20 protein-coding genes and 2 pseudogenes are annotated in these 22217 nt (G+C 48.5%); 12 read left to right on the top strand and 10 right to left on the bottom strand.

The features are described 5' to 3' along the window. Window positions 1-186: 186 nt before the first annotated feature. From ACI77H_RS01545 to ACI77H_RS01530, 4 genes and pseudogenes are all read left to right on the top strand, one after another. Window positions 187-315, top strand: a pseudogene (locus ACI77H_RS01545) (magnesium chelatase); the annotation flags it as partial. Between the two features lie 45 nt (window positions 316-360). Next, window positions 361-2040, top strand: a complete 1680-nt coding sequence (locus tag ACI77H_RS01540) for a recombinase family protein (protein ID WP_407010034.1) — start codon at window positions 361-363, stop codon at window positions 2038-2040. Window positions 2041-2321: 281 nt separating this feature from the next. After that, window positions 2322-3548, top strand: a complete 1227-nt coding sequence (locus tag ACI77H_RS01535; RefSeq protein WP_407010033.1) for a replication initiation protein — start codon at window positions 2322-2324, stop codon at window positions 3546-3548. Window positions 3549-4244: 696 nt separating this feature from the next. Further along, complete coding sequence (locus ACI77H_RS01530) at window positions 4245-5225, top strand: IS5 family transposase (protein ID WP_407010344.1); 981 nt, start codon at window positions 4245-4247, stop codon at window positions 5223-5225. Window positions 5226-5639: 414 nt separating this feature from the next. On the opposite strand, the gene ACI77H_RS01525 is transcribed toward ACI77H_RS01530, so the two are convergent. Next, window positions 5640-6020 (bottom strand): hypothetical protein, encoded by a 381-nt coding sequence (locus tag ACI77H_RS01525; RefSeq protein WP_407010032.1) that lies wholly within the window; start codon window positions 6018-6020, stop codon window positions 5640-5642. Between the two features lie 849 nt (window positions 6021-6869). Next, window positions 6870-7520 carry a hypothetical protein gene (locus ACI77H_RS01520; protein ID WP_347806227.1) on the bottom strand — a complete coding sequence of 217 codons (651 nt, stop codon included), beginning with the start codon at window positions 7518-7520 and terminating at the stop codon, window positions 6870-6872. Between the two features lie 185 nt (window positions 7521-7705). Between ACI77H_RS01520 and ACI77H_RS01515 the strand changes: the two genes are divergently transcribed. From ACI77H_RS01515 to ACI77H_RS01500, 4 genes are read left to right on the top strand one after another with little or no spacing between them, the layout of a single operon-like run. After that, window positions 7706-7987 (top strand): hypothetical protein, encoded by a 282-nt coding sequence (locus ACI77H_RS01515; RefSeq protein ID WP_407010031.1) that lies wholly within the window; start codon window positions 7706-7708, stop codon window positions 7985-7987. Window positions 7988-8009: 22 nt separating this feature from the next. Further along, window positions 8010-8414: a hypothetical protein gene (locus ACI77H_RS01510; protein WP_236216248.1), complete on the top strand. Its 405-nt coding sequence runs from the start codon at window positions 8010-8012 to the stop codon at window positions 8412-8414. Next, window positions 8395-9840 (top strand): hypothetical protein, encoded by a 1446-nt coding sequence (locus tag ACI77H_RS01505; RefSeq protein WP_407010030.1) that lies wholly within the window; start codon window positions 8395-8397, stop codon window positions 9838-9840. Before ACI77H_RS01510 ends, ACI77H_RS01505 begins: the two co-directional genes overlap by 20 nt. Before the next feature lie 42 nt (window positions 9841-9882). Beyond that, the gene (locus ACI77H_RS01500) at window positions 9883-10140 is read left to right on the top strand and encodes a hypothetical protein (protein WP_407010029.1); all 258 of its coding nucleotides are present in this window, start codon (window positions 9883-9885) and stop codon (window positions 10138-10140) included. A gap of 114 nt (window positions 10141-10254) precedes the next feature. Here the strand turns inward: ACI77H_RS01500 and ACI77H_RS01495 are convergent, their stop codons facing one another. From ACI77H_RS01495 to ACI77H_RS01485, 3 genes are all read right to left on the bottom strand, one after another. Further along, window positions 10255-10437, bottom strand: coding sequence for a hypothetical protein (locus ACI77H_RS01495; RefSeq protein WP_407010028.1), 183 nt, complete (start codon window positions 10435-10437; stop codon window positions 10255-10257). A 69-nt stretch (window positions 10438-10506) separates the two neighbouring features. Beyond that, window positions 10507-10956 (bottom strand): hypothetical protein, encoded by a 450-nt coding sequence (locus ACI77H_RS01490; RefSeq protein WP_407010027.1) that lies wholly within the window; start codon window positions 10954-10956, stop codon window positions 10507-10509. A gap of 46 nt (window positions 10957-11002) precedes the next feature. Beyond that, window positions 11003-11620, bottom strand: coding sequence for a hypothetical protein (locus ACI77H_RS01485; protein ID WP_407010026.1), 618 nt, complete (start codon window positions 11618-11620; stop codon window positions 11003-11005). A 234-nt stretch (window positions 11621-11854) separates the two neighbouring features. Here ACI77H_RS01485 and ACI77H_RS01480 point away from each other — a divergent pair, with 234 nt between their 5' ends. Together ACI77H_RS01480 and ACI77H_RS01475 are read left to right on the top strand one after the other, a co-directional pair. Continuing rightward, window positions 11855-12064, top strand: coding sequence for a helix-turn-helix domain-containing protein (locus ACI77H_RS01480; protein WP_407010025.1), 210 nt, complete (start codon window positions 11855-11857; stop codon window positions 12062-12064). Between the two features lie 162 nt (window positions 12065-12226). Next, entirely contained in the window at window positions 12227-13615 is a 1389-nt protein-coding gene (locus ACI77H_RS01475; RefSeq protein WP_407010024.1) for a DNA methylase, read from the top strand. Here the strand turns inward: ACI77H_RS01475 and ACI77H_RS01470 are convergent. The 4 genes from ACI77H_RS01470 to ACI77H_RS01455 all read right to left on the bottom strand — a co-directional run bounded on the left by ACI77H_RS01470 (window position 13608) and on the right by ACI77H_RS01455 (window position 17824). Continuing rightward, the gene (locus tag ACI77H_RS01470; protein ID WP_407010023.1) at window positions 13608-14288 is read right to left on the bottom strand and encodes an MAE_28990/MAE_18760 family HEPN-like nuclease; all 681 of its coding nucleotides are present in this window, start codon (window positions 14286-14288) and stop codon (window positions 13608-13610) included. The genes ACI77H_RS01475 and ACI77H_RS01470 overlap by 8 nt on opposite strands. A 26-nt stretch (window positions 14289-14314) precedes the next feature. Continuing rightward, window positions 14315-15361, bottom strand: a complete 1047-nt coding sequence (locus ACI77H_RS01465) for a DUF262 domain-containing protein (protein ID WP_407010022.1) — start codon at window positions 15359-15361, stop codon at window positions 14315-14317. A gap of 427 nt (window positions 15362-15788) precedes the next feature. Further along, window positions 15789-16499: a PP2C family protein-serine/threonine phosphatase gene (locus ACI77H_RS01460; RefSeq protein ID WP_407010021.1), complete on the bottom strand. Its 711-nt coding sequence runs from the start codon at window positions 16497-16499 to the stop codon at window positions 15789-15791. A 5-nt stretch (window positions 16500-16504) separates the two neighbouring features. Continuing rightward, entirely contained in the window at window positions 16505-17824 is a 1320-nt protein-coding gene (locus ACI77H_RS01455) for a serine/threonine protein kinase (protein WP_407010020.1), read from the bottom strand. 157 nt (window positions 17825-17981) lie between these two features. On the opposite strand from ACI77H_RS01455, the pseudogene ACI77H_RS01450 reads away from it, so the two are divergent. After that, window positions 17982-19358, top strand: a pseudogene (locus ACI77H_RS01450) (YifB family Mg chelatase-like AAA ATPase); the annotation flags it as partial. 5 nt (window positions 19359-19363) lie between these two features. On the opposite strand, the gene ACI77H_RS01445 reads toward ACI77H_RS01450, so the two are convergent. Next, window positions 19364-20578, bottom strand: a complete 1215-nt coding sequence (locus ACI77H_RS01445; RefSeq protein WP_407010019.1) for an aldose 1-epimerase family protein — start codon at window positions 20576-20578, stop codon at window positions 19364-19366. A 267-nt stretch (window positions 20579-20845) separates the two neighbouring features. Between ACI77H_RS01445 and ACI77H_RS01440 the strand changes: the two genes are divergently transcribed. Next, window positions 20846-22213 (top strand): SrfA family protein, encoded by a 1368-nt coding sequence (locus ACI77H_RS01440; protein ID WP_407010018.1) that lies wholly within the window; start codon window positions 20846-20848, stop codon window positions 22211-22213. The last annotated feature ends 4 nt before the right edge of the window (window positions 22214-22217 follow it).

The following is a 22217-nucleotide window of genomic DNA, read 5'->3' as shown; positions in this document are numbered from 1 at the left end:
TCCACACGCGCATTGACTATGTGGCGAGGGCGCTTGCTCCCTCGCCACATAGTCAATGCGCTGCCCGTAGAACCGAGCAACATCTTGCGAAACTTCCCCACCTTCAAATCACCGCGAAAACACGACTCGCCATCTACCCTTAAAAAACCCGCAGGAAGCGGCCTCCGTAAAGCTCAAGGAACGACCATGTCCCTCTCCATCGTCCACAGCCGCGCCCAGATTGGCGTGGATGCGCCCGCCGTCACCGTCGAAGTCCACCTGGCCAATGGTTTGCCATCGCTGACCATGGTCGGTTTGCCCGAAGCGGCGCTTAGATGTTGTATTCTCAAATTAGAACATCGTCCTTTGAGATAGCCACTCATGAAGAAAAAAGTTTTTTGCTACGTCCGATTCAGCTCGAAAAAACAGGAGCATGGAGACTCGATCGAGCGGCAGCAAAGGCTGATCAATGGTTACCTAGAAAAACATAACGCCGAGATCGTCGAGCAATTCAACGATCTGGGAGTCTCGGCATTTCGGGGAAAAAACGTAAAAGCCGGGCAATTGAGCAGATTTCTTGACCGTGTGAAAAAAGGCGAAATTGGGACTGGAGACACTCTTATTGTCGAATCACTGGACCGAATCTCCAGACAAAAAGAGCTAGATACGATCTCAATTCTCGCCTCTATTCTAAACGCTGGCGTTGTCATTTTTACTCTTGCTGACCAGCGAGTTTATAACGCTCAAGACGAAGATCATGCGAATCTAATTTTTCAGATAAATTTCATTATCAGTCGTGCGCATGATGAAAGTTTAACAAAACAACGTAGATCAATTTCTGCCTGGGCACGCAAGCACGAAGAAGCCCGAAGCGGAAAGGCAGTGATGACGAAAAAACTTCCGTACTGGCTGAGAACAATCGAAGATAACGGCGCAACAAAAATTGTAGTAATTGAAGAGAGAGCAAAAGAGGTTAGACGGGCATTTGAGCTTGCCTCATACAAGCTTGGAGCGCAGGCAATAGCAATAAAAATTAACGGAGAGGGTTCCGAAAAGAGATGGACACTTATTGCTATAAGGCATCTCTTAAGCTCGAAGTCAGTTTATGGCAGCTTTGAGGCTTTCAAAACGAAATCATTAAGTGGGACGTTGGAAAAAAACCAAGCATATGAAGAGATTGAAAATTATTTTCCTCCAGTAATTGAGAAAAGCGAATTTTACAAGGTACAGGCAACTTTAGAAAAAAACAAAGAGATATATGCCACACGAGGACGGACCCCGAAAGGCTTTCGTAATGTCTTCAAAGGGTTGATAAAGTGCCTCGACTGCGACTCCTATCTTCACCAAAGTTTTATGAAGAGGAAAGGAAAAGAGTACATGTATCTTATTTGCCATAAAAGTTTAGTAAATGCCTGTCCCAGTGGCAAAAAAGTGATAATTCCTTACCGACACGTGCTTGAGCCTTTCCTTCTATTCTTCAAAAATTATGGAATTGAGAAATTGCTCTCAAGTTCAAAATCTCATGATCTGAAAAATAAGTTATCAGCGGTAAACCAAGAAAGGGCTAGCAAAAATGCCTCCCTACTTAGAATGTCTAGTGATATCGAAAAAAACAATGGAATAATCCCCAAAACCTTAATATCGCTTATCACAAAAATCGAAAGTCAGCTGTCGAAACTTGAAGAAGAATATAACATGCTTTTGGGACAGCTTGAAAACCTAGAGGCATCAGACGTAATAAAAAATGAGATTACGCGCACAGAGCTTCAGGAGTTGCTAGAGAGCGAAGAAGGAAGATTGAAATTCAATTCCTTGCTATCCGTTCAGAAAATTGAAGTATTAGTTAGCAGGAACTTCGGTGAAGAATATAGCAGCATGTTCATTTTCTTCCATGAGAAAGGATTTTCTGAAAACATAAGATTTAACCGAAAGGAAGCCATACTCCCTTTTACGGGACGATACAATTTCTACACCCGAACATATAGCGATGGTTTCGTAGGCGAACCTACACCAATCGACAATGTAGATCATGAAAACTTCAAAATCGACTGGTCATTGTAGTTATTTTTTAAGATAATTCGCCATGCCGACGAACGGTGAAACATCAATAAACCATTAACGATCTTGCCAATGAACCCGCATCGTAAACGGATTTATTAAAAAACTCTAATTTTACAAAATTATAGGTTTTCAATACGATCTTCGTGAGACGCACGACAAAGGGCGACTAGGCTCCTAAAAGTCGTAAGCCGAAGTTAATTGTGCCTAAAACTCGTCAACTGTAGAAGCTTGAATTGGATTTATAGCTGGAGCTAGTACAGGAAAGGTAGGAATACAAAAGAATGCAAGAAGTCCAAATTGAAAATATTAAGCTGAAATCATTTAACGAAGAAAGACTGCCTCACTCTCCTTATTGCACCGACGATCGCCAAGACGGCCTGGTGATAAGGCCGCTGCGAACAGCGATTAAAAAACGCTACATACAATTCAATCCACCTCACGCGCTTTATTGGATAGTACTTGACATCGACATGCCAATTATGGGCAGCCTTACGATGAGTAAAATACTTGAAGGTGAAATCCCCCAACCCAATTTTCTAGTCGAAAATCGGGAGAATGGCCATGCGCATGCTTTCTTTGGATTGAAAACACCGGTAGCGAAAGGTGATCATGCGAGCAAATCGGCTTTAAACTATGTCGCTGCTATTGAAGCGGCGTTAATTCGAGCATTCGGTGCTGATGCGCTCTACACAAATCTCATCAGCAAAAACCCGCTCAATCCTCACTGGAATCTGATCGATTTAAGATCAGAGCTGTACACGCTGGGGGAATTGCATAAAAAATTGGATCTCCGTGGCCCGTCTAAAAATATAATGCGCCGCATCGCCCTAGAAGAAGCTAAAGCGCAAGGCATTGCGCGCAATTGCCAAATGTTTAACCGTATTCGCTCATATGCTTACCAAACTGTCAGAGAATACAGGCAGTCAGCATCGTTCAACGAATGGCAGCGCCTATTAGTTTCCAAGGCCGAAGTCTATAACGACTTCCCCGCCCCCCTCTTATCTAAAGAACTGAGCCATATAGTAAAGTCGGTAGCGAGGTGGACATGGTCAAAGTACACCGCTAAGAGCGCGGCTGAGTTTTCTCGACTGCAAGCGGAACGAGGCGCCAAGGGCGGTATAGCTAGCGCTCAAAAGCGCTCAGCTGATGCTGGTTCTGGTGATGCTTTTAATGAAAAAATGCGGCAGCTAGGCAAGCGAAATGGTAAAGGGATCTCGGCTGCTCAACCCTGGCTCGAAGAAGGCATTAGCCGCAGTCAGTGGTATCGAGACAAGAAAAAATTGGTCCCAATTGAATCAACTGGTTCGCAGCCTGTGCTAGAGGCACCGACTCAAACAACACAAGCCGAATTAGGCGTTTGGGGGATCATCTTTGAATTCCCATGGAAGCAACCTCTTCGTACCGCCCCTACTCCGACCCTGCACAATTCTTTCTCAATCGATCTAGACGAAGAAGACGAAGAGGTGCATCCGATCTGCCTCTACGATGAACTCGGTGAGCTAAAATAAGATACATAACTCCAATCGCCCGCCAAATGGGAAGCATTCCTGTCTTTGGCACAAAGCGAAGCCTAGTCAGATAACAGTGCCTTTAGGGGGGTTAGCTTTTGATCTTAGCTGTGTAGGGGCTCTAACACTATACTAAACCTATTGAAGATAAAGATTGAGTTGCCCCCACATAAGAACGATCAAAAAAGCCACCCTGAAACGCTCCAGAATCCGCTGTGGGGTGTTTGGACACACATATCAGCATACCTGAACACTTTCTGTAAAACTCGTCTTAAAGGCAGCTTGGAGGCCCTGTAACAGGAACCCGGACGTTCGCAGCCTGTGCGAGAGGCACCGATTCAAACAACACAACCGGAATAGGCTTTGGGGGATCAGCCTTGAAAACCAATTTCGTATGCGTACCGCCCCTACTCCGACTCTGCACAATTCTTTCTCAATCGATCTAGACGAAGAGTTGCATCCGATCTGCCTCTATCCTGATCTCAGTAAGCTAAAATGAGATACATAACTCCCATCGCCCACCAAATGGTAAACATTCCTGTTTGTGGCACAAAGCGAAGCCTTTTCAGATAACAGTGTCTTTAGGGGGGGGGGTAGCCCTTGATCTTAGCTGTGTTACTCATTACTAAGGAAATCCTGAAAAAGACTTCCTGATTTGGCAAAATCCCCGGACACCAATCGCCGAGCTTTTCGATGATGAAGCAAATGACCTTCGCCGATGCCGAGTACGCCGGTAAGCGCAAGCAGACCCGCAAGGAGCTGTTTCTTATCGAGATGGATCGGGTCGTACCCTGGAAGGGTTTGATTGCCCTGATCGAACCTCATTACCCGAAGGGCGAAGGTGGTCGTCCAGCCTATCCGTTGATGGCGATGCTGCGGGTTCATCTAATGCAGAACTGGTTCGGTTACAGCGATCCGGCGATGGAAGAGGCGCTGTACGAGACGACGATCTTGCGCCAGTTTTCCGGTCTGAGCCTGGAGCGAATCCCGGATGAAACCACCATCCTCAACTTCCGTCGCCTGCTGGAAAAGCACGAGTTGGCCACTGGTATTCTCGGCGTGATCAATGGCTATCTGGGCGACCGTGGCTTGTCACTGCGACAAGGCACCATCGTCGATGCCACGCTGATTCATGCGCCCAGTTCGACCAAGAACAAGGACGGCAAACGCGACCCGGAAATGCATCAGACAAAGAAGGGTAACCAGTATTACTTCGGTGCCAAAGCGCACATTGGTGTCGACGATGAGTCAGGGCTGGTGCACAGCGTGGTGGTCACTGCGGCCAACGTCGCGGACGTAACCCAAGTCGACAAACTGCTACACGGTGCCGAGAACGTGATCGGCGCTGATGCGGGATATATCGGTGTCGAGAAGCGCGAAGAACATGCGGGACGCCAAGTCATCTGGCAGATTGCAGCCCGGCGCAGCACCTACAAAAAACACGGCAAACGCAGCGCGTTGTACAAAGCGATACGCAAGATCGAGAAAGCCAAGGCCCAGGTTCGCTCCAAGGTTGAGCATCCCTTTCGGGTGATCAAGCGCCAGTTTGGTTATACCAAGGTGCGCTTCCGGGGCTTGGTGAAAAACACAGCACAGATGGTGACGCTGTTCGCCCTGTCGAACCTATGGATGGCGCGTCGACATTTGCTCTCCAGCGCAGGAGAGGTGCGTCCGTAATGGGAGAAATGGCTGCTACGAGGCGCTTGCAGCGGCAAAAATGGATGAAATAGACAGTAGATTTGACCGGGATTTGAACGGCTGTCGTTTTTTGAAAGCGCCGATGACGAAGTAGCCGGAAAATAGGGGTCTACTTCAGACCTTCCCTAACACTATACTAAACCTATTGAAGGTAAAGATTGAGTTGCCCCCACATAAGAACGATCAAAAAAGCCACCCTGAAACGCTCCAGAATCCGCTGCGGGGTGTTTGGACACACATATCAGCACACCTGAACACTTTCTGTAAAACTCGTCTTAAAGGCGGCCTGGAGGCCCTGTAACAGGAACCCGGATTAATCAACTGCTTGTAAAGGAAATTTATTCGTTTCCGAATATTTGATTCCCACCCTCGCGAAACTGCAATCCCCTTGCGTTAACGATCCGAATTTAGAGCCATTGATGCAATATAATCTCTGACAATAATCTTTGCGGCGGGGTAAACTAAAGCGCTGGTGAGTTGCGTGCCATCCAATCTGGATCGCTCAATAAATAAGTCAAACAGACTAGTAATTGCTTGATCTGACGCAACAAAAAAGACATCTGCTTCAATACGAGCTATCGCATAGCCAGCAAGAAGAGCCTCGCATTTAACCTTACGTTTAACATTAGCCTGCGCATCCAATATAGCCTGCAACTCCGAAGAATTCATAACGTCAATTGCTGAGGTAGCGACATGATCAGGAATACTAAAGTTATCCAGAATATATCTAGCCTTTAGCTTGCACACTCTTACATCCACATCTAATTCATTCATCTCAAACTCTCCTATGATTTCAAATAAAATACAGTGCAACACTTGAACAACCAAGACCAAATAAAAATTTATATGCCAGCAGGATGCAAAAATAATTGGTATAGCAAATTCCTATTTACTCCATACCTCTTGAACGTCATCGCTATCGATTAAGAATAGAAAATCGCCTCATGGTGCAAATGACAAACACCCCTCCGCTCTAGACCATTCAAATTATCAAGGAGACAAACATTAGATTATAAAATGTGAAATGCATTGATGCTAGTCTTATACAAACTCACAAATCGCCACGCATTAGATGCAGACGAAATCCTAGGACCTATCGTCAATAGGTACTTACAGTTACCGCCCGCCCCGCTGGGCGAATTCGACCAGTTAGGGTCGGTATTTCAATAAAATTTCATTTCGCGTGCTCAACTTCGACATCAGTACAGCACGCACAAAAAAGCATCGGCTTGTTCAGACCATGCTAAGCCCCGATTGGGATGAAGAGCATTAAGTGAAGTGAGAGTACTGCTTTTTCATTTCTAAACCACCTATGCGGCGGTGCGAGTTTCTAAACCGCTTATTCAGCGGTCAAGGCAGCTCTCACTTCCTCAAGACACCTGATTTCTAATGCCTATGCTACTAACCGTTTTCAGGGATTGCCAATTGAATGTTCGGATCAAATCAGTTATTGACATCGGTGAAATCTATGTCAATCACACAAACAATTTGCTTCATCTATACATCAGTGTAAACACCTCTCGGGGCTTCTCCCCTGTCCCCCGATAGCATCTCAGCAACAGGCGGCCAAAAGCCCGGCCACCCATCGCTGAGGTGCTCCACTAGGAGAGCATTCCGGCAAGCTCAGGTTTTCATACGGGACTTGTAGTCGCTGACAACCCGAGAAAGCTCTCGATCCGTCGCGAGAACCTCCCCTAACAACCGTGTGACGAGTGGAGTTGCGACAGGGCAAAGGCTGATAAAATCGCGCATCTGCGTACACAACTCCTGAGCCACTATCACCTGATCCCACCAATCATTCAAAGATTTGCACGAAGCTTTCAGATCCGTGCGGTGCAGTTCGCCCGTGGTATGCATGCCCACCCCACACATTCCAGCAATAAAAGCGTAGACATCCGCTCGCGTTTCGAATGAACGTCGGCGTGTCTCAACCAGCGTGAACGGTGGATTCGCTTCGAACTCCACATTCACCGGTCGCAGCTCCCGAACGTTAGATTCTCGCCGAATTAGGGAAACGGCCTCACGCACCCTTCGAGAATATAACCGATCCAGAATGAGCGTTTGCACCACGAAGCCCTTAAGCTTACTGCTCAGCCCCCGAGGTAATGGTTTTAGACCACTATCCGTCATCTCCTTACTCATTAAAACTTCACAAAAATTTTTGACTATCAATAAATTGCCCGCAACGACAAATAACTCTTGAGCCACGGAAAACGTGCAGAGATAACGATCATCGATCAACTCTATATTCAACCCAGGAACTGTTGTGCTCATTACCTGCCTCCTTATTAGATAACTCAATATAGAAGCATAAACTTTAAATGCCCAATGAAAAATTTTAGTTGCAACTAAAAAACCGATAGCTGCACTCTATGTCAATCACACAAACAATAGCCTAATTGAATAATATGACAAAAATAGTGATATAATAAGCTCATAAAAACAAGAGCTAAGAAATCATGGCCAAAGACCTGAAAGACAATGTAACAATCGACATGTTTAATGTTCTCTATCCAAAATTAAAACCCGGTAGAAAAGCCTTGTTTGGCGAGCCGATGTCAGCAGCACAACGATCGCGAAAATACCGCGCAGAAAAAAGAAATCAAAGCATTATCATCATGAACAAGGCTACTCAGGGTGGGTACTGCGTACTCACCCTGAACCTTGCGATGGGATTCTCCCCTCGACCCCTTAAAAGCAGCATCTGTGGGGACTCCCCACTCCCCATTTCAAGCCCATAATAATAAGAACAGGGTAATAGTCATGAGAGAAGTAGTACCGAAAAAAAAGAAAGCGGCACCAATAAATACGACGCGCATTCATATAAAGCTAAACAAAGATCTGAAGGCAGAGCTTGCTCAGAAAGCTGCCGATAACTATATGTCGCTCAGTCAACTGTTATTACAAAGTGCGCGCCTATCGCAGATTACAATCAAGCGCGTTGAAGCTCCAAAGTTGTCGAAAGAGCTATTAGCGTTGACGGCAGCGACGAATAAGTTTGGCGCACAATTGAATATGATCAGTAAACACTGCAATTTTTATAAAAATGGCAGTGACACCATGAAGATCTTTCAAGCGCTGATTGACGTTGAGCGTGGCCTTGCTGATCTGACTAGCGCTGTGCTGGCTGGTGGTGTGGAGGTAGGCGATGGCGCTCCACGGATTTAGCACACACGGGGCGGGGGGTGGATCAGGCCCCGTTGGCTACTTTGTGGCGGGTGAGTACTACGCAAAATCCGTCGATGAGAAGGGCGAGAAAGTCGCGGAGTGGAAGCCGCGTGAACCCTTGCCACAGGTAATAGAGGGTGATCCTGCACTGATGATTGCAATGATCGACGCCGTGCAGGCAAAGCATAAATACACAAGCGGGGTGCTGTCGTTCACAGCTGAAGATACCTTGAAGCTGAAAACCTTAGGGCTCGACGAAGCGGTTCAGGACATAACAGCACGACTGAAAGAAATGCTTTTCGCCGGCATCAGCGAAGAACACCAGCACATTCTGATAGTTGCACAGACGCATTTAGACCGGCTTGAGCTGCACTATGTGACACCTCGCTGGAACTACGAAGTGGATAGAGCTTTCAATCCAGCACCACCAGGCTCGAAGAAATTCGAGGCTATGGATGCCTTGATGGATTTTATAAACGTCAAGTATGGCCTTGATGATCCCCGTGATCCGATGCGTGCCCGAGTCACAAAAAATCCACTATGGACTCCACAAGAAACTAAGCCGCTTCGGGATCAGTTGAACAGTTTTTTTACCGATATTGTCGCTGATGGAGTGATCAATAATCGAGTTGAATTAATAAAATTTGCAAAAAATGCGGGATTTGAAATAACGAGAACCGGAGCTGATTACATAGGCATTAAGGCGCCTGGATCAGATAAAGCGGTCAGACTAAAGGGAGAAATATTTAATGAGCGATTCACTAGCCGTACTGAGCTTGCAAATACACAAGGAAAAAGCGCAGAACGAGCTGCTTATCTCGAAAAATCAGCAGTTGTTGAACGCTATAAAAACGCAGTCAGCGAACGTCGAGCGTTTATCGAAAAGCGTTTCAGCAAAGCACTCAGCAATATCAGGCGCGGAAAAACGCATGAAGAGACTCGCAGCTTCTACGCAAAAAGTCGAGGCAAGAGTATCGAAGTCAGCAAAAACAGTATTGGTCCTGTGCGCCCTAACAATAATAGCAAACGCGTTTATAAGGATGATGTGAATGACGGATTTGGAAAAGAAATTGATTCAATTATTACAAGAGCAGAACGCAATATTAGCGACAGGCAACGATCAACTCATAGAGCGAATAGCGCTTTTTACCGAGGAACTGAATTGCTTACGGCAGGAGCTACAGTTATTAAAGCAGCTAACCAGCGCCTAGAAGCACCACAGAATCGAAACTATGCGTTCTTACCATCTACACCTGCTGATGCGATAGCCGTTATCGGTGAATCTACCGGGACGATGGATAGTGGCGATGCTGAAGCTGATAGAGTAATAAATAAGAAACGATCTGAATCCGGATCACTGAATAACAAATTGCGGCAAATAGAAGCAGCTAACAAAAAGAATAGCGGTAATTATTCTCCAGCCTGAGTCGTGTTAAACTCGACGATATAACAACAAAGGGTGTACAACATGACAAACGATTCATTAGAGGTAAGTGTTGCTGAGTTCGTAAAGGGGGTTGATGACATTTTTGAACGTCAACTGAAGCTCATGGATGAACTCCGCGAGTCTTTTAGGCTCATCGCGGAAGCTATGCAGAAAAGCTTGCATCCCAAAGAGCTGCCATCACTGGAAGAAATCGGAGTAAACAAAAATTATCTCCATAGAAAAGTTACAACTTCAGAAATTAGCAGAACAAAATTTTCGAGCCCGTCCGTTCAGTTATAAGCGGTAGATTTCTAACTTGCTCTCGAAACCAAAAGCTAATCGCACCTAAAAATCATCGAATAAAAAAGCCCCGTCAACAGGCAGGGCTGTACGCTTTACAGTCACGCTAATGTATTATCTACCGTGCTCAGCCATCTTGTTGCGAGGGTCGGTCGCAACGCTTTTGTTTGCCGGATCAAGTTCATCCGCAGCAGCATATGCTTGAGCCGCGCTGATAGGGCGACCAGAACAACCAACCGACGGCAAGATAACTAGGCCGAGGAAAGCGACTGTCAGCAGAAATTTAATTTTTTTCATACGATCTACCGTTTATTCCTTAATTGTAAATCTAACGCTTTCTGTGAGGTTTAATAAGGCGAATTCCAATTACCTTGAAGGGTTGCCAAACGCAAGCCGCGCTTTGAAATGGTCTATTAACATTAAGTAGGCTGCGCTGAGTCCAATCAATGCAAATACAACGACAGACATTAATATTGAGTGCGTAGCTTTTAAAATCACGATAAAGAAAGGGCTCATTAACAGCGCAATGGCAAGTCCAAACATGCAAACCAAAAAAATCGGCCACGTCTTGCTCTCATTGATTACTTCACCATCTTCAAGCTGAATCGCATAAAGAGTGTGCGTTCCAAAAATCCTACGTACGAGTGATAATTTTACTTTCGCTCCGACCTTCAGAAATGATCGAGTATAATCATTACAACTTACGTTTCTAATGCGCTTACCGTTGATTTTGACAAACGAAAGCGTTCGTTCGCCTTGGTCATATGACCCAAATCCAATTTCTTCGATTAAGCCATCACAAATTACGAGCGCCATATTACCCCCAATGCGTACTGACTGCCGTTGATGTGTTACTGCTTACTTACTTACAAAGCAAGGAATTCACTTTATCGAACCCCTCGACTTTAAAGACGTATCCAACAGGTGTATTTCGACCCACAATACCTTCAGTTGTGATCACCAAATCACGTGCTCCCTGGAGAGATGTAGCGAGCCTACTACCGATAGGGGCTTGTAACTCGGTTCGCTTCAAGTCTAGCGACCATGTCTCGGTGAACTCTGGCTTGCTGTCGATTTTGAATGTCAGATCGAAAACCTTGTGGTTTCCGTTTGCAAATCCAAGCATGTAAGGCAAAGCCTCAAGATTCATGGTGCGTTCACCGATAAAACATGAAATTGATAACCTAAGATTTCCATAGTTCGGAACGCCCAATGTTCCGATAGCAGGCGTCATTGCAGAACTGAAGTAACCTTTTTTCCCCAAGCTTGGCTGAGTAGCCGTTTCTGGTTTGGTGCGAATCCAATTGCCAAAGATGGTGCCTCCCATGCTGGTCGCCTTCGCACGACATGAGGGGGCAGCTTTACCCGCCAAGATATCGCAAGCATCAGCAGATGCTGGGGATGGGATAACTAAAATTCCGATAGAAATGGGAGCCAGGCGAATGGCTATTTTTATTGACGCTCTTAAATGGAATGTCACCGAATCATCCTTATTCAAGTCCGAACATCAAATCTCTAGCTGGAAGTGTTGAAGAAGCCGCCACGTTTTCCGGCGTAGGTTCACAGCGATGGAAAATCGATCTCACATGGTGGCTTTAGGCAATCATCACATAAAAACCCGTTTTGGGATAATCCTTTTTCAGGATTATTAAAGTAGTCGGCCCATTTTCGACTGCCCACAGTGACTTCTACCTATTCAGAACCCTATCAGCTGATGCTTACGCTGCTTTTCGAGTCGCGTAAAAACGCCAAAATCACTCAAGCGCAGCTCGCCGAGCGTTTGGGCAAACCACAATCCTTCGTGTCCAAATATGAACGCGGTGAGAGGAAGCTCGACGTAATCGAATTCCTTGAGGTGTGCCATCAGATCGAGACCGATCCTCACGTAGTGATTCAGCATCTGTCGGATTTCGTCCGTAGGTAGCTCGCGAGAGGCACGAATAGGGTTTTGCTTGTAGAATCTATCCCTCGCTAGGTGCTGGCAGTTTTCATCTAGCTGGGTGGCTCAGCGTCTAGCGAGCCTTCTCAGCTTGATTGATGGCCAATTTGCTATGGTATGGGTAGAGACGGTTAGAAATGTCGCCGGATGAAATGGGCCGACCCGGTAGCTATCGTCCATCGCATATCGCCAAGTAGAATAAGTGTCTTCTGCCAATCCTTTGAGAACAATCAATTGCTGCGAGAATGTGAAATAACGAACCCTAAGCGTCACCTCGACTCAGAGGAGATCGCGGGGAGGAAATTGTTTCCGTACTACGCGGGCTTTTCCAGTAAATTTGTAGAGAACATTCTACCAACTTTGAATCTGCGCTCTGGAGCGAGGGTTTTAGATCCTTGGAATGGTAGTGGTACTACGACTATAGCAGCGTTCAATCAAGGGCTAACTGCAATCGGCTCTGATCTAAATCCTGCAATGGTCTTGGTTGCTAAAGCGGCCTTCGTCTCTAGATATGATGTAGAAAGTCTCATACCTTTAGCATACTCGATTACTGAAAAACTTAGCGACCACGTTGAAGGGGTCGAAGAAGATCCCTTGGGAAATTGGTTTCATCCAAGGTCCGTAGCACTTGTTAGAGCAATTGAAGGACGAATTAATCGCACCTTGGTGTCGCATAGCGCATATCTACCTCTTGATTCGTGTTGTGCATTAGAAAAAGTAACGCCACTAGCCGCTATCTTTTATCTTGCCTTATTTCGAGTAGTCCGCCGCTGGACGCAAGATTTCGTAGCGTCCAATCCTACATGGACTCGATTAGCTAAAAGCGCAGAAGAAAAGAAGCGACTTACTAAGAAAGATATTTCAGAGCAGTTCGTACAAGAAATAAAATTATTGTGTGAACACCGAGAGCGCTTTCCAGTTTACAGCGACACAGACCAGAGCCGATTACAGCTGTTGCTTTCTAATGCTGAAGCTCTCCCATTAGAAAGTGAAACAGTTGAAGCAATCATCACATCGCCTCCGTACTGTACTCGCATAGATTATGCTGTAGCCACTTATGTTGAATTGGCTGTTCTGCGAATAGGGGGGGAGAAGTTTTCCACCTTGCGGCGTAATCTGACTGGAAGTTCAACTGTTCAAAAAAATGCGATTGCGGTTAATCCTGCCTGGGGTGAAACTTGCCAGGCGTTCCTTAACGCAGTCTACGAACACCCATCTAAAGCTTCAAAGACTTATTACTTCAAGAACCACTTGCAGTATTTTGACTCACTTTACCGCTCATTAAACGAGGCAACAAGAGTTCTGGCTCCTCAAGCTCCCTGCGTTCTCGTAGTTCAAAATTCGTACTATAAAGAAATTCGCAATGACGTTGCCGCAATTGTGGGAGAGATGACTCAAGGCTTGGGGATGCGACTAAAAAAACAAGCTGACTTCTCAGCGTCCAGGTCGATGGTCGACATGAATAAGCGGTCACAAAAATATATAGGGAATCGCTCGACCTTCGAAAGCGTATTGCTATTTGAGAAAATCAGTTAGCGGTGTTTTGGCGGTACGCTGCCCTATAGCGTGGACGGACAAATTTGAGTTTCGACGCATGTTCTTCCACTGTATCCAAAAAGTAGGAACATATGCTGTAAGTTGCGCTTAGCCTAATTTCTATGTCTCGTATAGTCATACCTTTACCCGCATCTCCAGCCGCTTCTCTGCCATGAGCAACAGCATTTCTCTTCTCAGTGATTTCCTTGAAATAGCCTACCTCGCTCTCTTCGGCAGTGGCAGGCTTAGTTATACCTAGACACAAAAATATTTCTAGAACGGTTTTTGGGTATACATTATGAAGATACGAGCCAAACACCGTATCAGGTATTGAGCACGTTAGATCGCTTCCTACACCAGTAAATATCGCTCGCCGCGCTTCCCACTTCTTCTTTTCTGACGTGTCACGAGCCGACGTTAACTGAGAGTCCAATGCTATGGAATATAGGGCTTGCTCCAGATGCTTTGTACTGACATTCAGGCTACACAAATTATTTATGAAGGCTTGGGTGCCTTGCGTAATCGTGTACTCCATTGCACCGTATATCGAAACATATATAAGCCCCCGAAGAGTCAACGAGAGCGACGTAGGCAAGTTAGGGACGCCGTCTTCTGGCTCTTCTTGTTTGATGCTCTTCAGAAGCTCTCTCGCCTCAGACAGGCGCGTGTTCATTCCTTCTCGTACATATTGACAGATAGTCACAGCGCGTCTCGAACATATTCTATACGACCGATTACGAATTTTTTTTGATTAGACCCCGCGCCTGTATAGCTTTTAAGTGTTTTATCATCGATTAGTGGATGAAGCTTGTCTGCCTTCACGACTTTCCCCTGCTTTAACGCCAGAGCGACCCCCACAGCTAATGCCTCGTACAAATTCACTGGGGTGACAGCTCTACCACGGGATATCCCGAGGGGAAATGCTTCACTCAGGAGCGCAACAGTTTTGTCGAACAGCTTTTGGTCCGCCAAGTTGATCCTAGTGTTGCGATGGGTGCTCATGTACCCATTTAGAAAGTCTTTTACCGAGTGGTCGAACTTTTGGTAGTTTTCAAGATAAGTGAAAAATCGTAGAACTAATTCTTCATATGTTCCATTTAGGCTCTTTGTGTCGTGGACTTTAACGACTTTCCTAAAATCTTCTCTCGCGGCTAGTTCCTTAATGCTTTCATTAAAGTCGCCACGGTATACACAGTTTCTAATTTCTTGCGGCGTAAGCGATACTCCGCCTGTATTTAAACGTTCGAATAGATCAAATCGTACCGCAAGGTCACTTTTATCGTTAAGTACTGTAACCCTTATCGGTCTAGTCGATAAGTGCAGTTGAATGGACTTCGGAAGGTCATTAAAACTTACTCCATTGAAGTGGTCGAGCTTATCTAAACCCTTCAATGTTAGTGGTTCGTCACGCTTAATTCTTTCCAGTAGTGCCGGGCTTCCAATAAAATGGCTTAGCGACCCAAGCCTCTGCACTCCATCAACCACTTCCCACGTTGAATCGGGGTTTGTTGCCATAAACAAGCTTGGCACTGGAATTCCGAGAAATACTGATTCGATCAGCACCGATTGCCTTTCGGCGTCCCAAATAAACTGTCTCTGATACTCAGGAGGCACGAAAATATCACCGGACTCAACCATATCCATGACCTGCCGAACAGAAAGGTCGTAGCTATCGAAGGATACGGATTTTCGCTTACTTTCTAACTGGGATTGAATCGATGATATTTGTTTGGCAGTTAGAGCCATGAGTGAACCTCTGACTGCACCGATGTCGGTGCTCGAAACGTTATTGCCCGACTCTCGTGATGAGGATAGGCTGAAATGTGCCAATAGTTTTAGTCAACTTTAGTCGGAATGTCACGGTGTAAATCGCTAATATTTTCTATCACCTGCTTGCAGGTTGTTGTCCGTTGCTCTGGACTTATCGAAGGTTAGGTAGCCGGGCTATCCCCTTCGATGCTATTCACAATTTTTGCGATTTGCACAGGCTGCTGAGCGCTCTATGGCTGCTATGCGCATGGGAGCGGGCCCCAGCACTCCCCAAAAGCCACTTAGTGGATTCGGCTAATCTGTGGCGGGAGCCGCCTCCCGGTTCTCTTTGGAGACTTGCAAGGTTAATTGATAAACGGTGGTACAGAAATTTAGCGAGGATAATTCGAAAAGATGGATGCGCCTATTTTACTTCGCAGGCAACAACAGAGTAGTCATCACGAATTTTTCGTGACTCGATTGTGTTTTTTATTTCTGATATGAAATTGGTCATCGACTTAGCATTAACAGAAATATCTCGCATTTCATTCTTTTGTATCAAGGAATGAGCCCCGTCGGTCAAGAGCACCAAGCGATCTCCACTCTCAAGCCCGAAACTATCTAGCTGTAGCGTATAATCGTCTGCCGCATTCATTACTGAAAGGAGAATATTCTTTCTGTGGTAATTTTGCGCTCGTTGTTTACTTAAAATTCCGTCATCTATCAACCGCTGAACTTCAGTTTGGTCTTTTGTCCGAGAAACTAATCCGTTCGCACGTAGATGGTAAATTCGACAATCTCCAACATGGCCTACTACGGCCTGCTTATCTTTAATAAAAACCAAGCTTAACGTAGTGGCCATCTCTCTAAGCTCTTTCATCTCATCGCCCTTAAGAGCCAGGTTTTTTTTCACCTCCTCAAATAAGCTTTCTACCGAGATGCCAAAGTCTTTATCCACAAGCGAAGAAATTACTTCGACAGCAGTTTTGGAAGCTATCGCCCCTCCGGGCTTTCCTCCCATGCCGTCGGCAACGGCCAAAACAATAGCGCTATCTCCCAGCTCCTTTATTAAGGTCGAGTCCTCGTTTGGCTTGCTTCTGCCTGCCTTGGAAAAAGATACTGCTTCGTACTTCATCGATGTCATGCTAATGGCAAAAGGATTGGGTGCAGAGATGCTTTATTAAAACTTATAGATTTTTCCATCTGTGCAATTTTCCTCTTGAAATCTATCTGTTGTACATCGATCTCAATTTTAATTCTTTCCGCTAATGCCGGTGGCATAGCAGTTCCTAGCATGAATGCGGCTTTCCGCTCTACATACCAGCGGTTGTGAGACGTACCTAAGTCTAGCAGAGCGATAGTAATGCTTGCTTTCAATGCCAAACCGGCACCGTTATAAAAACACTCTGCCTTACTTGCTAAAACATCACAATATTCAAAATCAAAGCTATGACCACATATATGCTCAGAAAAGAAGCTTCCCATTGCGACGAACAAATCAGGAGCGTTGGCATTTAGATATTGAATATGGTCAATAGATAGCGCTTTAAGAATGTTTTCGACGCTTTGGTTTTTAGCAATATTGCGTTCGATTTGAAGAAAAACTGAATCCCACTCGTCGTCACCTAATGGTTTTCCAGTACGGAGCATCTCAACGATAGACTCCTCCCCAGAGGAGTTGAAGGATACGGGCTGAGTATTTAGAACTTGATAAAGTTCATCTCGGAGAACTGAGACGTTAGCGTATCTACGAAAAGTGACACGTTTTGTACACTTTTCTATGATCTTCCCAATTTCACCTGGCAGAGTCAGTTCGGTATAGGGGATACGTTGTGCAGAGTTACCAAAAATATCATGCAATATGGCGCCAAACGCATAGATATCTGCGCTAGGAGTTGCCTTCCGGAAGCTTCCAATCAATTCGGGAGCAGCGTAGTTTTCAGTGCCTCCATTAGCATTGGTGCCAGTCAGTGTTGAGGATTGACTATTTGTTGCACTCATCAAGCCGAAGTCAGAGATAGCGTAAAAGGGTTTACCATCTAGCGCTGTGAATCTCAGAATATTTGCTGGCTTTAGATCTCTATGGACGATGTCTAAGCTGTGGATATGCTCTAGTCCTGCGAGAATATCGAACAAGGCGGTGTGGAGGTTCTCGCCGAGAGTTGGGTCAAACTCCAGCTCTTCCTTCAGTGTGCAATCCGCCACCGGCATAATAAAGGCAAGCGGATCTTGATCCAAAAAGTGCTCTATTATCCTGACAACGTTAGGATGATTGATCGAACTTTGGTAGCGAACTTCTCGGATGAAACGTTGCTTTAGGTGCGCGTCACCAACCGCTGCAATCAGGTGGGGATGCGGGTCATACATTTTTTGCGCAAACATCTGCCCATGTTCATTGGTGACAATGTCGACCCGTGCAAAACCGCCTCGACCTTTTTCGCTTTTGAAGAAATAGCTCATCCTCGGTATTTCCCTATCAGGTATCTAGTCGATTTTGCTAGTTGTCCCAGCCCCCACGGACAGGCACCAAATCCCCTGATCATATCAATTTCGCCCTGAAAAGTCCCGACTCCCGGCCCCTGCTGCTTCACAAATTGATTTGTTAAATCGCTAGCTAAGTGCGGTAAAGGAAAGCAAGGACCGGGTGCGCAGTGCGATCATCAACTCAGGCCTGCAATTCCCGGCGCGGCGTATCACGCTGAATCTCGCTCCCGCTGATTTGCCGAAGGACGGCGGACGATTCGATCTGGCGATTGCCTTGGGGATTCTGTCTGCCAGCGTGCAGGTGCCAACGTTGACGCTGGATGACATTGAATGCCTTGGAGAGTTGGCGTTGTCTGGCGCGGTACGTGCCGTGAGAGGCGTGTTGCCGGCAGCGCTGGCTGCCCGCAAGGCTGGGCGCTCGTTGATGGTGCCGCGAGCGAACGCCGAGGAAGCGTGCCTGGCGTCAGGGTTGAAGGTGTTTGCCGTGGATCACCTGCTGGAAGCCGTTGCGCATTTCAATGGGCATACACCGGTCGAGCCTTACGTTTCCAATGGCCTGCTCTACGCCAGCAAACCCTATCCAGACTTGAATGAAGTACAGGGCCAACTGTCGGCCAAGCGCGCTCTGCTGATCGCGGCGGCGGGCGCTCATAACCTGCTGTTCAGCGGACCACCGGGGACCGGGAAAACGCTTCTGGCGAGTCGTTTGCCAGGACTGCTTCCGCCATTGGCCGAAAATGAAGCACTGGAAGTCGCCGCCATTCAATCCGTCACCAGTTGCGTACCCTTGAGTCACTGGCCGCAACGACCCTTCCGCCAACCTCACCATTCAGCCTCGGGCCCGGCGTTGGTGGGCGGTGGCTCAAAACCACAACCCGGCGAAATCACCCTCGCCCATCATGGTGTGCTGTTCCTCGACGAACTTCCGGAATTCGATCGCAAGGTGTTGGAGGTTTTAAGGGAACCACTGGAATCCGGCCACATCGTGATTTCCCGCGCCAAGGATCGGGTGAGGTTTCCGGCACGCTTTCAATTGGTCGCCGCGATGAACCCATGTCCCTGTGGATATCTTGGCGAACCCAGTGGCAAATGCAGTTGTACACCGGACATGGTCCAGCGCTACCGCAACAAACTGTCGGGGCCATTACTGGACCGTATCGACCTGCACCTGACGGTCGCCCGGGAAGCCACGGCGTTGAATCCTGCGCTAAAACCCGGCGACGACACCGCCACTGCCGCGCAGCTGGTCGCCGAGGCCAGAGAGCGGCAACACAAACGTCAGGGCTGCGCGAACGCTTTTCTTGATCTGCCGGGCCTGCGCAAACACTGCAAGTTATCCACAACCGACGAAACCTGGCTGGAAACAGCGTGCGAACGACTGACCCTGTCCTTGAGGTCTGCGCATCGATTGCTCAAGGTCGCGCGCACATTGGCGGACCTCGAACAGGTCGATGGCATCACTCGTGAGCATCTGGCGGAAGCGTTGCAGTACCGGCCAACCGCCAGCTGATGCCGTCACTCCTTGGTGAGATCCACCAACGGCGTCTGCCGTACCTCGGTTTCACGCCCGCCCTGAATATCACTCACCTGTTTCAGCGCCTTGTCCACAGCCCCCTTGTCCGCCAACAGGCTGTAGCTGATCTGAAACTGCTTGTGCTCCTTCGGTGCAATCGTCGGCACCAGCCCCAGCGGTCGCTGATAGCGCCGGTTATAGGAGAAGCTGGTCCCCGGCTCGAGACCGGTGACGTAGCCCTGGCCTTGGGTATCGGTGTTTTTCCACAGCGAAAACACGGGCAACTGCTGCGTATTGAACCCAACCGACACCCCAAGGCTCCCGGCCTTGTTATGCAGCACGGTCAACGTGTCACCCTTGGCATCGCCATAAGGCACAACGTTGTAAACCGTCTCGTCGTAGTCCTTGGTCGGTGCACGATAGGTCTGCCACTCGGGCAGATCACCCTTGGCCTTGTCGTTGAATGGCGACACCTGTTTAACCGGCGCAGCAAAACGCGCGCCTTGCTCCAGGAATGGCGTGCTGAAGTTGCTGTGGTACAGCGCCTGATATTCCTTCGGATAGTCGCCGTTGTTGGTCAGGGTATCGTTGAGGGTGAACGCTGCACTGCCAGGCTCAGTGACCAATTCAGTGATCACCGAGAAGTCGACTTTCTTGAACGCCTGCTCTTTCAGCTCGCCGCGCAGGCTGATGGCATACGGCGGTTTATCGTCGATGTGCAGGGTGACGGTGCTGGCCGGGATATTGGCAGCACGGCCGTGCAGGGTCAGGAGTTCGCCGTTGTCGACGCCGGGATGGCCGACCCATTCGTAGCCGCAGCGGGCGACCAATTCGTTGAAGCCTTCGAGCCAGCCGAGTCCGCCGCGACCGTTGAGTTCGATGAAGGACGGGTTGACCACGTCCTTGACCGGCGAATCCCAGCCCATGCGCACATTGCCGACCGAGGCCTGCAAAACGTTCATCCCGCGAGTCGGCACCACCGAGAGTTTCATCGTGCCGTTATCGATGTCGACGATGCTGACACCCTCCTGTCGGCCGCCGTGCAAGGTGCGCAGGGTTACGGAAAACGGTTTGTCGGTTTTGACGCCGAGTTGCTGGCTGGTGATCTGCCAGTTCTGCGCCGCCTTGTCGGCATCGAGCAGCACGTAATCCCAGGCCATGGCGTGGGAGGCAGCAGTGAGGGCGCCAAGAGCAACGGCGAATTTGAGCGGGGTCATGAGGGTAGCCTTTCTTGGAGTTGTGCATTTTTTATAGCGCTGATGAATCGTTTCAGCAAGATTAAAAACGGCACGCGTCCAAACGTTCTCCGGCCAATTCAAATTGACCTCAAGCAACGCCCGCTCTCTTACGCTAATCTCATACGGTTTTGGCCCACAGGCCGATTGACGGCGACATCATTATGACATTAAGGTCGCCAGCTAATTGCAGGAGCAAGCACGGGCATTTCCGCCCGTCATTTGCGCAACGGATCATATGGAGTTTGGATGCGCGGGGCACTATTACGCAGCGGTAAGAGCGGGTCATTCACTGCCCTGGGCGAAACAGGTCAACCGGTCTACCGGGCGGCTTTGCAGTTGCGCGAAGCGATTCGCCGCAAGAACCCCGAGATGGTCGATCACCTGGCCATCCCGCAAAGCGATGAACTCGGTAATCAGATCGACTGGTACAGCGGCCTCGAAGGCGATGTGATCCCGTGGAGCAGCGCGACCGAAGAAGAGCGCGCGCCTGCGCGCCGTCAGCTTGAAGCCCTAAAAACAGCCCTCGATGACTTGAGCCTGCGGTTCCTGGGCAGCGATCCAGCCGAACAGCAGCAAGGCGACAAGGCCGTTTTCGGCAAGTTGCTCAAGCGCGTCATTCATTTCCCCGACGAAAACTTCGTCTATCTGGTGCAAGGCAAACCGGTGCTGACCTTTTGGGGTTTCGAGCACGCCGGTGCCGACCGCAATCGCGATCCCCTGCACTGTCTCTATGAGGTTGCACCCGTATTCACCCTGCCACCCGTGGTTGAAGCGCCGGTCATTGCGCCCGTCGTGCCGGTAGTGGCTCGTCCGTGGTGGCGGCGCTGGTGGTGGCTGTTGCTGCTGCCATTCTTGCTGCTGCTGTTGTGGCTGTTGCTTGGGTTGCGCGGTTGCGTTCCGATTCCGCTGGTGGCGATAGATCTGCTGCCAGAAGGCGTCGTGCCGGTAGAAAACCACCTGGAAGAGCCACAATTGACCGGTCATGCCACGACGCTCAATGGTGTTCCCGTGACAGGTTCTGTCTCCGGCACGACCACCGGCAATCCCGGGGTTGGCACCGCCGAAGTGGAAACTCCGGCACTCGACGGCAAGGACACGGGGGCACCGGCGAACGATCCGGCCAAAGACCCGGCAGCCGAATCTGCTACCGCGCCACCTGATCAAGCACCGCCGAAAGCCGAAGCACCTGTGGCCCCACCCCTGGACGCAGAAAAACCGGCGTCCACCCAGGCTAAACCCGGCCCGGCGCTGAGCATTCCCCCTGACGCCGCCGACGGCGCCGCCGATTTCCTCGACGGTCAGTACCGCGCCGGGGCCGGCATTCAGGATCGCCGGACCGGCAAACCGTTGCGCCTTGAATACCAGTTCAAGGACGGCAAAGGCGAAGTCACCGTGCACCAGGCCGACGGCTCCAAATGCAGCGGCCCGGTCACCGCCGCCATGAAGGGCGGCAGCCTCGCCATCGACAGCCAGGGCCAGGCCGTGTGCGGCGATGGCAGCACTTACGACATGCCCAAGGTCAACTGCCGCAAAGGAGCGACCACGGTCGCGGACTGCACCGGCGGTTACGGAAAAGATCAATTCCCCATGTCCATGCGGCAAATGGGCGAATAAGCAC

Source organism: Pseudomonas sp. O230 (assembly GCF_045447035.1).
Taxonomy (GTDB): Bacteria; Pseudomonadota; Gammaproteobacteria; order Pseudomonadales; family Pseudomonadaceae; genus Aquipseudomonas.
Note: the sequence above shows the minus strand (reverse complement) of the source record. Positions and strands in the feature narration are given on the sequence as shown.

Bases quoted from the DNA above. Each gene is read 5' to 3' on its own strand.
- ACI77H_RS01505 (WP_407010030.1), top strand. From the start codon at position 8,395: ATGGCGCTCCACGGATTTAGCACACACGGGGCGGGGGGTGGATCAGGC.
- ACI77H_RS01465 (WP_407010022.1), bottom strand. From the start codon at position 15,361: ATGGCTCTAACTGCCAAACAAATATCATCGATTCAATCCCAGTTAGAA.
- ACI77H_RS01475 (WP_407010024.1), top strand. From the start codon at position 12,227: ATGAAATGGGCCGACCCGGTAGCTATCGTCCATCGCATATCGCCAAGT.
- ACI77H_RS01515 (WP_407010031.1), top strand. From the start codon at position 7,706: ATGGCCAAAGACCTGAAAGACAATGTAACAATCGACATGTTTAATGTT.
- ACI77H_RS01495 (WP_407010028.1), bottom strand. From the start codon at position 10,437: ATGAAAAAAATTAAATTTCTGCTGACAGTCGCTTTCCTCGGCCTAGTT.
- ACI77H_RS01535 (WP_407010033.1), top strand. From the start codon at position 2,322: ATGCAAGAAGTCCAAATTGAAAATATTAAGCTGAAATCATTTAACGAA.
- ACI77H_RS01540 (WP_407010034.1), top strand. From the start codon at position 361: ATGAAGAAAAAAGTTTTTTGCTACGTCCGATTCAGCTCGAAAAAACAG.
- ACI77H_RS01525 (WP_407010032.1), bottom strand. From the start codon at position 6,020: ATGAATGAATTAGATGTGGATGTAAGAGTGTGCAAGCTAAAGGCTAGA.
- ACI77H_RS01490 (WP_407010027.1), bottom strand. From the start codon at position 10,956: ATGGCGCTCGTAATTTGTGATGGCTTAATCGAAGAAATTGGATTTGGG.
- ACI77H_RS01530 (WP_407010344.1), top strand. From the start codon at position 4,245: ATGAAGCAAATGACCTTCGCCGATGCCGAGTACGCCGGTAAGCGCAAG.
- ACI77H_RS01470 (WP_407010023.1), bottom strand. From the start codon at position 14,288: ATGAACACGCGCCTGTCTGAGGCGAGAGAGCTTCTGAAGAGCATCAAA.
- ACI77H_RS01510 (WP_236216248.1), top strand. From the start codon at position 8,010: ATGAGAGAAGTAGTACCGAAAAAAAAGAAAGCGGCACCAATAAATACG.
- ACI77H_RS01480 (WP_407010025.1), top strand. From the start codon at position 11,855: ATGCTTACGCTGCTTTTCGAGTCGCGTAAAAACGCCAAAATCACTCAA.
- ACI77H_RS01520 (WP_347806227.1), bottom strand. From the start codon at position 7,520: ATGAGCACAACAGTTCCTGGGTTGAATATAGAGTTGATCGATGATCGT.
- ACI77H_RS01440 (WP_407010018.1), top strand. From the start codon at position 20,846: ATGCGCGGGGCACTATTACGCAGCGGTAAGAGCGGGTCATTCACTGCC.
- ACI77H_RS01460 (WP_407010021.1), bottom strand. From the start codon at position 16,499: ATGAAGTACGAAGCAGTATCTTTTTCCAAGGCAGGCAGAAGCAAGCCA.
- ACI77H_RS01455 (WP_407010020.1), bottom strand. From the start codon at position 17,824: ATGAGCTATTTCTTCAAAAGCGAAAAAGGTCGAGGCGGTTTTGCACGG.
- ACI77H_RS01500 (WP_407010029.1), top strand. From the start codon at position 9,883: ATGACAAACGATTCATTAGAGGTAAGTGTTGCTGAGTTCGTAAAGGGG.
- ACI77H_RS01445 (WP_407010019.1), bottom strand. From the start codon at position 20,578: ATGACCCCGCTCAAATTCGCCGTTGCTCTTGGCGCCCTCACTGCTGCC.